This window comes from Roseicella frigidaeris, from assembly GCF_003258945.1.
In the GTDB taxonomy this organism is placed as follows: Bacteria; Pseudomonadota; Alphaproteobacteria; order Acetobacterales; family Acetobacteraceae; genus Paracraurococcus; species Paracraurococcus frigidaeris.
In genome coordinates this window covers 91,138-102,333 of record NZ_QLIX01000018.1, presented here as the reverse complement: position 1 = coordinate 102,333, position 11,196 = coordinate 91,138, and the positions used below count along the sequence as shown (strand labels likewise).

General features: G+C 70.9%; 9 protein-coding genes and 1 pseudogene. 6 read left to right on the top strand and 4 right to left on the bottom strand.

Translation table 11 applies throughout. From position 1 onward, the window contains the following. Nucleotides 1-851 precede the first annotated feature (851 nt). Nucleotides 852-1,076, bottom strand: a complete 225-nt coding sequence (locus DOO78_RS19545) for a hypothetical protein (RefSeq protein WP_243634623.1) — start codon at nt 1,074-1,076, stop codon at nt 852-854. A 141-nt stretch (nt 1,077-1,217) separates the two neighbouring features. On the opposite strand from DOO78_RS19545, the pseudogene DOO78_RS19540 reads away from it, so the two are divergent. Next, nucleotides 1,218-2,151: pseudogene (locus tag DOO78_RS19540) on the top strand (IS630 family transposase). Here the strand turns inward: DOO78_RS19540 and DOO78_RS19535 are convergent. Genes DOO78_RS19535 through DOO78_RS19525 form a run of 3 tightly spaced genes read right to left on the bottom strand, consistent with a single transcriptional unit; the run spans nt 2,096 to nt 4,343 of the window. Beyond that, complete coding sequence (locus tag DOO78_RS19535; RefSeq protein WP_111471548.1) at nt 2,096-2,578, bottom strand: amino acid ABC transporter permease; 483 nt, start codon at nt 2,576-2,578, stop codon at nt 2,096-2,098. The pseudogene DOO78_RS19540 and the gene DOO78_RS19535 sit on opposite strands and share 56 nt — an antisense overlap. 4 nt (nt 2,579-2,582) lie before the next feature. Continuing rightward, nucleotides 2,583-3,428: an ABC transporter substrate-binding protein gene (locus DOO78_RS19530; protein WP_111471547.1), complete on the bottom strand. Its 846-nt coding sequence runs from the start codon at nt 3,426-3,428 to the stop codon at nt 2,583-2,585. A 9-nt stretch (nt 3,429-3,437) separates the two neighbouring features. Next, complete coding sequence (locus DOO78_RS19525; RefSeq protein ID WP_111471546.1) at nt 3,438-4,343, bottom strand: dihydrodipicolinate synthase family protein; 906 nt, start codon at nt 4,341-4,343, stop codon at nt 3,438-3,440. A gap of 70 nt (nt 4,344-4,413) precedes the next feature. Between DOO78_RS19525 and DOO78_RS19520 the strand changes: the two genes are divergently transcribed. The 5 genes from DOO78_RS19520 to DOO78_RS19500 all read left to right on the top strand — a co-directional run bounded on the left by DOO78_RS19520 (nt 4,414) and on the right by DOO78_RS19500 (nt 11,162). Beyond that, entirely contained in the window at nt 4,414-7,290 is a 2,877-nt protein-coding gene (locus tag DOO78_RS19520; RefSeq protein ID WP_111471557.1) for an FAD-dependent oxidoreductase, read from the top strand. 133 nt (nt 7,291-7,423) lie between these two features. Beyond that, the gene (locus tag DOO78_RS19515) at nt 7,424-7,987 is read left to right on the top strand and encodes a TRAP transporter small permease (protein WP_111471545.1); all 564 of its coding nucleotides are present in this window, start codon (nt 7,424-7,426) and stop codon (nt 7,985-7,987) included. Between the two features lie 9 nt (nt 7,988-7,996). Beyond that, entirely contained in the window at nt 7,997-9,274 is a 1,278-nt protein-coding gene (locus tag DOO78_RS19510; RefSeq protein WP_111471544.1) for a TRAP transporter large permease, read from the top strand. A 14-nt stretch (nt 9,275-9,288) separates the two neighbouring features. Next, nucleotides 9,289-10,263: a TRAP transporter substrate-binding protein gene (locus DOO78_RS19505; protein WP_111471543.1), complete on the top strand. Its 975-nt coding sequence runs from the start codon at nt 9,289-9,291 to the stop codon at nt 10,261-10,263. After that, nucleotides 10,263-11,162, top strand: coding sequence for a TauD/TfdA dioxygenase family protein (locus tag DOO78_RS19500; RefSeq protein ID WP_111471542.1), 900 nt, complete (start codon nt 10,263-10,265; stop codon nt 11,160-11,162). The genes DOO78_RS19505 and DOO78_RS19500 overlap by 1 nt, the downstream gene beginning before the upstream one ends. Nucleotides 11,163-11,196: the final 34 nt, after the last annotated feature.

Sequence of the window (11,196 nt, the reverse complement as noted above, 5' to 3'; positions counted from 1 at the left end):
ATGCTCTGCCGTCCACGCCATTGCCTGCCCCCGCGAATCGCCCGCACGACCAGAGAATCACATCCGATTCAGCCGATTCAATTCCTTTCCGGATGGGCTCTAATGACAGTTGAAGGCTATAAGGCACGATTGCGATTGTGGGGGCTTACGCCGTGTAGGCCTTCGAACTTGAGGCATACCCTGCACCAGACGAGAGACGGTGTTCATGTGCGGGTACCCGACCCGGAGTTCCTCTCCGAGGAAGAAAGAGACGCAATGCTGCGCCTCTTACAGTCGGTCCATCAGTTCACGGCGTCGCAGCACTGATTAGGAGAATTACGCTTCCGGGCGAACTATCTTGGAACCCCCCGCAGTGCCGCCAGGAGCAGCACTCCAGCACTGACTGCGCCACCTACGGGCGGCCACAGGTCGGCAACCCGCTCCGCCCTGGCCGCCGCCCACCCACAGATCGCCGCGAAGCTGAGCCCCGCCACCGCGGCCGCTGCTGGCAGGACCAGGAGCCAGAGGGGCTGCCGGAAGGCGCCCAGCACGGCCGAGCTGCCCCAACCGAAGAGAGCCGCAGCGACCAGCGAGGGTATGAGAACCGCCACCGACACGACACCCCAGGCCACGATCGGCCGCCAGAAGGCGAGCCGGTACTTCTCAGCCTGCGCCGCGGCGTCCTGGGCCCGCCAGGCCGCCATCTGCTCCTCGAAAGCCCGATCGGAGGCCGCGGCCGCCGGCGTCCTTGCCCGCTTGAAGGACGCGCACCCGCTGATCGTCCACCGACAGTAGGCCGTCCCCGGTGGCGGCCAGCTGGGCGACCAGCGCCGCACATGACATTCGAGACTGTGGCGACCGGGAGGCGCATCCTAGCGACGATCAGCAGCAGCATCACCTTGGCCTCGCCCATACCGTCGCTCAAGCTGCCGTTGGACCAGTTCCCAAGCGGTAGTGAGCACGAGATAGTACAGCGCCGCTACCGCGAAGAGCTCGAGCACCAGGAAGCGCTCCTGGATCAGTAGCTGCGTCCGCCGCAGCAACTCGTCCACGCTGATGACGCTGGTGACCGAGGTGGTCTTCAGCAGCCCGTTCACGCTGTTGCCTAGCGGCGGGATGATGACGCGAAGCGCTTGCGTCCAGATGCCTAGAGCGGTTTCCTGCCTGACTGAATCGCTTGTGATCTTACGGGCTGCGCGGTTGTGATTCGATTGCCCCTGAGGATGGGGGCGATGGGCATGTCGAAGGCTCTGTCGGTCGATCTGCGGGAGCGCGTGGTGGCGGCGATTGCGGCGGGATCGTCCTGTCGGGCGGCGGCGATCCGCTTCGGGGTGAGCGCGGCCAGCGCAGTGCGCTGGGCGGCACTGGTGCGGGAGGTGGGCTCGGTCGCGCCAGGGCCACTTGGCGGCGACCGGCGCTCGGCGCAGATCGAGGCGCATGCGGGGCTGATCCTCCGCCTTGTCGACCAGAAGTCGGACATCACGCTGCGGGAGATCCAGGCTGGGTTGGCCAAGGCCGGCGTGTCGGCCGGCATCGGCACGCTATGGCGCTTCTTCGACCGACGGCGGATGACGCGTAAAAAAAGACCGCCCACGCCGCGGAGCAGGACCGCCCGGACGTCCTGAGGCGGCGCTGGGCCTGGTTCGAGGCGCAGCCTGACCTCGACCCGGACCGGTTGGTGTTTATCGATGAGACCTGGGCCTCAACCAACATGGCCCGGACCCACGGCCGAGCACCCCGAGGCGAGCGGTTACGGGCTGCCATCCCGCACGGCCATTGGCTCACCACCACCTTTGTCGCCGGTCTGCGCAACACCGGCATGGTGGTCGCCCATGGTGCTCGACGGGCCGATCAACGGCTCGCTCTTCCAGGACTATGTGGAGCAGGTGCTGGTGCCCGAGCTCCGCCCTGGCGACATCGTCGTCATGGACAATCTCGGCAGCCACAAGGGCTCAGGCGTCAGGGCCGCCATCGAGGCCGCAGGCGCCGACCTGCTCTACCTCCCGCCCTACAGCCCTGACTTCAACCCCATCGAGACTGAAGACTGCGCTCCGCACAGCGGCAGAGCGCAGCCTTGACGGCCTGTGGGCCGCCATCGGCCGCATCATCGACACCTTCACCCCAGCCGAGTGCACCAACTATTTCGCCAACGCAGGCTATGACGCAAACTGATGGGAAACCGCTCTAGCCGGAAGATCCGGCCACGATGCAGGCCGAGCGCCGCCGCCGCCTCCCGTTGGCCCCGCGGCACGGAGAGAATGCCGGCGCGGACGATCTCCGACAGGTAGGCGCCCTCGTTGAGCGAAAGCCCGATCAGGGCCGCTTCCCAGACCGAGAAGCGGATGCCGAGTAGCGGCAGGCCGGTATAGAGGATCAGCAATTGCACCAGCAGCGGCGTACCGCGGAAGAGCCAGCAATAGAACTGCGCCGGCCAGGACAGCAAGCGGCGGCCGGAGAGCCGCATCAGCGCCACCAGCACGCCGAAGAGCAGGCCGCAGGCTAGCGAACCTGCAGTCAGCGCGACCGAGATTGCGGCGCCGTGCAGCAGGTAGCCGTTGAAGAGATAGTCGAGGAAGCCGTCCCAGCGCCAGGCCTGCACGGGCTCAGTTCGGCCCGACCACCTGGATGGGGCCGTCATAGCCCTGCACCCCGTAGCGGTCGAACAGCGCGGCGAGGCTACCGTCCTTGCGCATCTCGGTCAGCACCTGCGCCACGCTCTCGGCCAGCAGCTTGCTCCGGAAGCCGAAATTGATTGGCGTGCCGAAGAGCCCGCTGATCGCGCGGGTAAAGTCGCCGCGGTCGTCATACTCCTTGGCCGTGCTGTCGATGGAGATGGCCGCATCCACCTGGCCGGCTCGCAGCGCCTGGAAGGAGACGGCGAAATTGTCGAAGGGGCGGATGGTCGCGGGTTTCAGCCCCTTCTCCTCCAGCGCCTTCGCCAGGTCTTGGCTGCGGCGGAACTCGAAGCCGCCCTGCTCCACTCCGAGGGTGAGGCCGGCCAGGTCCTCGATCCGGTGGACGTTGCGCGGGTTGCCGCGCGGCACGCTGACGCTGATCGCCTGCTGTTCGTAGCGGACGAGCGGCATCAGCTTGGCCCGCTCCTCGGTGTAGAACATGCCGGTATTGATCATGTCCCAGCGTCGCGCGGCGAGGCCGGGGATCATGGCGGCGAATTCCACCCGCACATGCTCCGGCGCAAGGCAGAGCCGGCGGGCGATCTCGCTGCCGAGCTCGAAGCGCATGCCCCGCAGCGTGCCCTGGCTGTCGACGAATTGCATCGGCGGCAGGGTCGGGTTGGTGGACATCACGAGGGTCCGCGGCTTGACCAGCTCCGCATCCGCAACGCGCGGCGTGCAGGCGGTCTGGGCCGCCGCGCCCTGGATCCAGGGAGAGGCCCAGGGGGCGCTCCCAGCGGCGAGCAGGGCGGCGAGGAGCAGGCGTCGGAGCATCACGTGTCCCTATTCCGCCGCGCGCGAGGCCGGCACCGCCCCCATGGCCTGCAAGACCTGCGCCAGCGTCGCCGTCTCCGCCTCGGGCAGCGGCAGGCGTGGCGGCCGCGGCGCGCCCATCGGCATACCGAGCAGCCGGAACCCCGCCTTGGTGCCGGCGACATAGCGGGGGCCGCCGGCGAAGGGCAGCAGCGGCGCCAGGCGCCGGTACAGGTCCAACGCCCTAGGCTGGTCGCGCTCGAAGGCGGCGGCGGCGAACATGTCGCGCGACAGCCGCGGCACCAGGTTGCTGCAGACCGCGACCCAGCCGATGGCGCCCAGCCAGGCGCTCTCATAGCCGAGCACGCCGGCGAAGACCTCCATCCGCTCGCCGCAGAGCGCGATGATGTCGCGCACTCGCGTCACCTCGAGCGTGCTCTCCTTGACGTAGCGGCAATTGGGGATGGTCGAGAGGCGCGCGAGGATCGGTGGCGTCAGGTCGACATTCGCCGTCGCCGGGTTGTTGTAGACCATGATCGGCAGGCCGATCGCATCCGCGACGGTCTTGTAGTGGTGGTAGAGCTCGGCCTCCGTCGGCACGGCGTAGAAGGGCGGGATGATCATCACCCCGTCGGCGCCCAGCGCCTCGGCCTCGCGCGAGGCGCGCACCACCTCGCGCGTGTCTTCGGCGCCGGTGCCGATCAGCACCGGCACCCGGCCGCGCGCCGCCTGAATAACCGTCTCGGCGACGGCCGCCCGCTCCTCCCGGCTGCAGGAGAGGAACTCGCCGGTGGAGCCGAGCGGGATCAGCCCCTCGATGCCCTCGGCGATCTGGAACTCGACCAGCCGCCGCAGCGCCGGCAGGTCCACCGCCGCCCCGTCCGGGGTGAAGGGCGTGACCAGCACCGTATAGGTGCCGCGGAATGGCCGGCTCATGCGCTTGCCCCCTTCTGCCAGGCTGCGATCATGCGAGTTCTCCCCCCCGATGCAGGCGGAAGGCAAGGGCATGCGCCTCACCCACCCCGATATCGCCCCCATCGCCGCGCCGATCCGCTTCAGCCTCGAAGGACGGCCGGTGGAGGCGCTGCCGGGCGAGAGCATCGCCGCCGCCCTGGCCGCCGCCGGCATCCTGGCACTGCGCCGCACCGGCTCCGGCGCGCCGCGCGGCCTGTGGTGCGGCATGGGGGCCTGCTTCGACTGCGTGGTGACGGTGGATGGGCGGCAGGGCCAGCGCGCCTGCATGGTCAAGGCCCGGCCGGGTATGGTGGTGAGCGGCGACCTGCCCGCCCGGCCGGCGCCGGCGGCGCAGCCCCCGCCGGAGGCCATCGAGGAACGGCCTTGCGACCTGCTGGTGGTCGGCGCCGGGCCTGCTGGCCTGGCCGCCGCCCTGGCCGCAGCCGAGGCCGGGCTGCGGCAGGTGGTGGTGCTGGACGAGCGCGCCGAGGCCGGCGGGCAATACCTGAAGCCGCTGGCGGCCGGCCATCGCCATGCCGCGCCGGATGCGCAGTTCCGCGCCGGCGACGCGCTGCGTGCCGCGGTCGCCCGTGCCGGGGTCGAGATCCTCGCCGAGGCCACTGCCTGGGGCGCCTTCGCGCCCGACGAGATCGCGGCGCTGGCCGGCGAGCGGGCCATCACCTTCCGGCCCCGCCGCCTCGTCCTCGCCACCGGCGCGCATGAACGGCCGGTGCCGATCCCGGGCTGGACGCTGCCGGGGGTGATGACGACCGGCGCGCTGCAGACGCTCGCGCGGGCGCAGCGGGTCTCGCCGGGTGATTCTGTCGTCATCGCCGGCAGCGGGCCGCTCAACCTGCAGCTCGCCTGCGAGCTGCTGGCGGGGGGCGTGCGGGTGGCCGCGGTGGCGGAGGCGGCGCCGCGCCCGGGGGCCGGCCGCTGGCGGCAGGCGCTGACCCTCTGGCGGGCGGCGCCGGATCTTGCCCGCGACGGGCTCGGCTACCTGATGACGCTGCGCCGCGCCGGCGTGCCGGTGCTCTGGGGGGCGCAGCCCCTCGCCTGCGAGGCGGACGGCGCCGGCCGCTTCGCCGCGCTGCGCCTGGCGACCCCGGCCGGTGAGCAGCGCATCGAGGCGGCGGCCTGCGCGCTGCATCTCGGCTTCCAGCCGGAGACCGGCCTCGCCCGCGCCCTCGGCTGTGCGCATCGCTTCGTCGACCAGGGGCTCGGCCGGCTCGAGACGGTGACCGATGCCGAGGGCCGCAGCTCGCTGCCCGCCGTCTTCGCGGTCGGCGACGGCGCCGGGCTGGGCGGGGCGCGGGTCGCATTGGCCCACGGCCGGCTCGCCGGCCTCGCCGCGGCGCGCGACCTCGGCGTCGCGGCGGCGGAGGACGGAGAGGCGCGGCGGGCGCTGCGGCGCGCGGAGGGTTTCCAGGCGGCGCTCTGGCAGCTCTTCGCGCCGCCGGCCTTCGACATCGCCGCGGTCTCGGACGCGACCATCCTCTGCCGTTGCGAAGAGGTGACGGCCGGCCAGCTCCGCGCCGCCCGGGCCGAGAGCTGCACCTCGCTGCCGGCGCTGAAGAAGGCGACGCGCGCCGGCATGGGCCGCTGCCAGGGGCGGTTCTGCGGCGCGGCGGTGGCGCGGCTGGCCGGCGCCGCGACCGAGGGCGGCTTCGCCCTGCCGCGGGCGCCGGTGAAGCCAGTCGCCGCCGCGCCGCTGATGCTGGAATGGCCGGAGGCCGCAGCGCCCTGGAGCGCGATCGCCGCGCCGGCCCTCGATGCCTGGCGCCTGGCGCCCGCCGTGGCGCCGCCGCCACACTGCGAGGTGCTGGTCATCGGCGCCGGCCTTGCCGGCCTCTCGACCGCGCTGCACCTAGCGCGGGAAGGCCGAGACGTCCTGGTGGTGGACCGCGCCGAGGCGGGCATGGCCGCCAGCACCGCCAATGCCGGCAGCCTGCATGTGCAGCTTCTCACCTATGATTTCGACGGCAGGAGCGAGCAGGGCCCGGCGATCAGCCGCCTTTCGCTCGGCCCGGAGAGCATCGCGCTCTGGGGCGAGATCGCGGCGGCGGCCGGCGAGGGGCTCGGCATCCGCACCGAGGGCGGGCTGATGCTGGCTGAGACCGAGGCGGAGATGGCCTGGCTGCGCGCCAAGGTGGCGGTGGAGCGCCGGCATGGCCTGCGCAGCCATGTGCTGGGCGCCAATGAGCTCCGTGACCTCGCGCCCTGGGTCGGGCCGGACGCCATCGGCGCCGGGTTCTGCGAGGGCGAGGGGCAGATCGACCCGCTGCGCGGCACGCTGGCGGTGAAGCGCCTGGCGCTGCGCGCCGGGGCGCGGCTCGCAGAGGGAGTGGAGGTGCAGGCGATCGCGCGCGAGGGTGCCGGTTTCCTGGTGCGGACCGCGGGCGGGCCGATCCGGGCCGGCCGGCTGGTCGACGCCGCCGGCCCCTTCGCGGCGCGCATCGCCGCGATGCTGGGGGTGGAGGGGCTGCCGGTGGTCGGCTCGGTGCAGCAGGTGATCGCCACCGAGGCCGCCATGCCGGCCATGCGGCACCTGGTCGCGCATGCCTCGCGGCATCTCTCCCTCAAGCAAGGGGAGGGCGGGCATCTGCTGATCGGCGGCGGCTGGCCGGGGGTGCTCGACGACCACGGCTCGCCGCGCAACCTGCGCCGGGCGATCGAGGGCAATCTCTGGGTGGCTGGGCGGGTCATGCCGGGGATCGCGGGGCTGCAGGCCATCCGCGCCTGGAACGGGCTGGCGCCGGAGATCGACCGGGCACCTTTGCTCGGCGAATTGCCGAGTGTGCCGGGCGCCTTCATCGCCGTCAGCAGCAATGGTTACACGCTTGGGCCGGTGATCGGGCGGATGACGGCCGAGGCGGTTCTAGGACGGGGCGGCATCCCGGCCGCTTTCACCACGGCGCGCTTCGGCTGATGGACCCAAACGCCGAAGTTTTCCTCATCTGAGGCATATTTCGGTTAGTAGCTAGGCATATCGGCGGCTTCGGCGCTGATTTGCCCAAGAAACGGGCTTGCGTGGCCCGCACACTGCGGCGAGCCTTTTCGCTATGCCCGGCGCCACGATCGAGAGCGGGCTGCTGCCCCCCTCCGCCTCCCTGCCGCTACGCCTCGCGCGGAACGCTCTGACGCTGCTGCGCCGGGCGGTGGACGGCATCCTACTGCTGCTGCTCGCGGCTATGATCCTGCTGGTGCTGGCGCAGGTGGTCTGCCGCTACGGCTTCAACCGCTCCATCCCCGGCGGCGACGAGGCGGCGACCTTCGCCCAGATCTGGATGGTGCTGCTCGGCGCCGGCTATGCCATGCGGCAACGCCTGCATGTGGCGATCGAGCTGGTGATCGAGCGGCTGCCAGCCGGGCTGGCGCGGCTGCTGCTGGTGCCGGTGACCGGGCTCTGCCTCTGGTTCCTCTGGGTGGTGTTCCAGGGCGGGCTGCTGCTGATGCAGGTCGGCGCCTGGCAGACCAGCCCCGGCCTGCAGATCCCGATGGACATGCCCTATGCCATGCTGCCGGTCGGCGCCGCCTATTTCGCCCTCGAGGTCGTGCTGGCCTTCGGTGCCGCCATCCTCGGGCTCGAGCCGGTCACGTCCGGCGGCGGCGTCCGGGTAGATTGAGGCCTCGGCATGGGGCTCACCTTCTCCTCCTTCGCGCTGCTATTGATCGCCGGCGCGCCCATGGTCTTCGTCCTCGGCGTCGCCGCGGCGCTGACGCTGGCGCTCTCCACCGACGTGCCGATGGTGGTGGTGGCGCAGCGGCTCTGGAACGGCCTCGACAGCTTCCCGCTCATGGCGATCCCCTTCTTCATCCTGAGCGGGCTGATCATGGAGCATGGCGGCATCGCGCGGGCCATCGTCGGCCTCGCCGCGGCGCTGGTGGGCTGGGTGCAGGGCAGCCTCTTCATGGTGGCGACCGTCACCTCCACCTTCCTCTCCGGCATCTCCGGCTCGGGCAGCGCCGACACCGCCGCCGTCTCCTCCATCCTGCTGCCGGAGATGCGGCGGCACGGCTACGACATCGACTATTCCGTCGCGGTGGTGGCCGCCGCTGGCGCGCTCGGGCCGATCATCCCGCCCTCCATCATCATGGTGGTGCTGGCCATGGTCTGCGACCTCTCGGTCGGCGCCATGTTCCTCGGCGGCATCATCCCCGGCCTCATCGCCTCAGCCGGGCTGATGCTGACCCACTGGCTCTATGCGCGGCGCGAGCCGGAACGCTATCGCGACGCCGAGCCCTTCAGCCTGCCGCGGCTGCGAAAGGCCTTCATCACCGCCATCCCGGCGATGGTGCTGCCCTTCATCATCGTCGGCGGCATCGTCGGCGGGGTGGTGACGCCGACCGAGGCCGGCGTGCTGGCGGTGGTGGCCGGCCTTGCCATCGACCTCGCCATCTACCGGGAGCTGAAGCTCTCCGCCCTGCCGGACCTGATGCTGCGCACCGTCGGCATCTCGGCGGCGGTGATGATCATCGTCGGCACCTCCTCGATCTTCGCCTGGCTGGTCGCCATCCAGGACGTGCCGGGCATGATCTCGGGCTGGTTCGATGCCGCGGGCGGCAGCCAGGTGCTGTTCCTGCTGATGGTGAACCTGCTGATGCTCTTCGTCGGCATGTGCTTCGAGGAGATCTCGGCGCTGGTCATCCTGATGCCGGTGCTGATGCCGGTCGCCACCAAGCTCGGCATCGACCCGCTGCATTTTGGGCTGGTAATGTCGATCAACCTCTCGATCGGCCTGGTGGCGCCGCCCTACGGCATCTGCACCTTCGTCGCCTGCGCGGTGGCGCGGCGGCCGGTGGGCGCGGTGGCGCGGGTCATCTGGATCCCGCTGATCCCGCTCGTCGCCGTGCTGATGCTCTGCACCTATGTCCCCGGCATCGTGCTCTGGCTGCCGCGGGCGCTGATGTGAAGGAGGCCCGCCCGATGCTCCCGACCCGCCGCGCCCTCGGCGCCGGCCTCGCCGCAGCCTGGATCGCCCGCCCCGCCCTGGCGCAGGGGATGACGCTCCGCGCCGCCCACACCAACGCCATCGGCGAGGTGCAGGACGAGGGGTTGCGCTTCCTCGACAAGCGGCTGCGGGAGCTGACGGGCGGGCGGCTCGGCCTGCAGATCTATCCCAACGGCCAGCTCGGCAACGAGCTGCCGATGATCGAAGGCGTGGCGCTCGGCACCATCGACCTCGCCGTGCCCTCGCACGCCGCCTTCGCCAACTTCGTCAAGGAGTACCAGCTCCTCGACATGCCCTTCCTGATCCGCGACTACGGCCACCTGGCGCGCGTCGCCGGGACGCCGGCCATCGCCCAGCTTGCCCAGGCGGCGCAGGGCCGCGGCTTCCGGGTGCTCGCCCTCTATTCCTCCGGCGTGCGCCATCTGATGGTGCGGGAGGCGGTCGCCGACATGCCGGCGCTGAAGGGCCGCAAGATCCGCACCCAGCAGAACCCGGTGCATGTCGCGGCCTTCAACGCCTTCGGCGCCAATGCCACGCCGCTCGCCTATGGCGAGCTCTACGGCGCGCTACAGGTCGGCGTGGTCGATGGAGCGGAGGCCGCCTACACTAATTTCGTCGCCCAGAAATTCTACGAGGTCTGCAAGCACTGGACCACAGTGGGCTGGCTGAGCCTGACCGCGCCGGTGGTACTGAGCGAGCGCAAGTACCAGTCCCTGCCGCCCGATCTCCGTGCCGCACTGATGCAGGCGGCGGAGGAGAGCGCGGTGTTCGAGCGGCAATTCGTGGTCGATTCGGAGGCTAAGCTGGTCGAGCAGGTGAAGGCGCATGGCGTCGCCATCGTCGATCCCGACAAGGCGCCGTTCCAGCGCGCCGCCCAGCCGCTCTACGACCGCTTCCTGCAGAGCGAGGTCGACCGGGCACGGCTGAAGATGATCCAGGAGACGGCGTGATGGCGGGTGGGCTGGTGCAATGGCGGGCCGCGGCGGCGCGGCGCGGGCTCTCGGTGAGGGAGCTGGGGCCGGCGATCGGCATCGAGATCGGCGGCGTCGACCTGGCATTGCCCCAGGACCCGGAGATCACCGCCATCCTGCGCGGCGCCTGCGTCGAGCGCACGCTGCTGCTGCTGCGCGGCCAGACGCATCTGCCGCCCGCCGGCTTCCTCGGCTTCGCGCAGCGCTTCGGCAGCAACATGGACTTGCACAGCCGGCGCGACCTCTGCCTGCACGACCATCACGAGATCTTCGTGGTCGGCAACGTGGTGGAGGAGGGACGCACGGCCGGGGCGGTGAAGGTCGGCCTCAACTGGCACACCGACCACTACCATCTGGAGCATGCCGGGCTCTTCACCTTCCTGCACGCCATCGAGATCCCGCCCCAGGCCGGCGAGACCCGCTACGCCAACGGCATCGCCGCCTACGAGGCACTGTCGGAGACGATGCGGGCGCGCATCGCCGGGCTCCAGGTGCAGCACAGCCGGGCGCGGCTTTACCGCACGCTCTTCCCGGATGCGACGGAGGCGCAATGCGCCGCCGAGGCGGCACGCTTCCCGGATGTGGTGCATCCGCTGGTTCGCACCCATCCGGAGAGCGGACGCCGGGGCCTCTATCTCGGCGGCGAATGGGGATCGAGCATCCTCGGCTTGCCCGAGGCGGAAGGGACGGCGCTCTTCGCCGAGTTGCTGGCGCAGATGACGCGGCCGGAATTCGTACATGAGCATCGCTGGCAGCCGGGCGACGTGCTGATGAGCGACAACCGCTGTAGCCTGCACCGCGCCAGCGAATGGGACGAGACGCAGCATCGCCGCCGGCTGCACCGGATCATCCTGCTCGACGAGGTCCGACCGGAGTAGCGAACCGCAATTATTGACGGCGTTGAACGCAGTG

Excerpts from the sequence above, each read along its gene's own strand:
- DOO78_RS19510 (WP_111471544.1), top strand. The coding sequence starts at position 7,997 with ATGGGGCTCACCTTCTCCTCCTTCGCGCTGCTATTGATCGCCGGCGCG.
- DOO78_RS19505 (WP_111471543.1), top strand. The coding sequence starts at position 9,289 with ATGCTCCCGACCCGCCGCGCCCTCGGCGCCGGCCTCGCCGCAGCCTGG.
- DOO78_RS19515 (WP_111471545.1), top strand. The coding sequence starts at position 7,424 with ATGCCCGGCGCCACGATCGAGAGCGGGCTGCTGCCCCCCTCCGCCTCC.
- DOO78_RS19520 (WP_111471557.1), top strand. The coding sequence starts at position 4,414 with ATGCGCCTCACCCACCCCGATATCGCCCCCATCGCCGCGCCGATCCGC.
- DOO78_RS19500 (WP_111471542.1), top strand. The coding sequence starts at position 10,263 with ATGGCGGGTGGGCTGGTGCAATGGCGGGCCGCGGCGGCGCGGCGCGGG.
- DOO78_RS19530 (WP_111471547.1), bottom strand. The coding sequence starts at position 3,428 with ATGCTCCGACGCCTGCTCCTCGCCGCCCTGCTCGCCGCTGGGAGCGCC.
- DOO78_RS19525 (WP_111471546.1), bottom strand. The coding sequence starts at position 4,343 with ATGAGCCGGCCATTCCGCGGCACCTATACGGTGCTGGTCACGCCCTTC.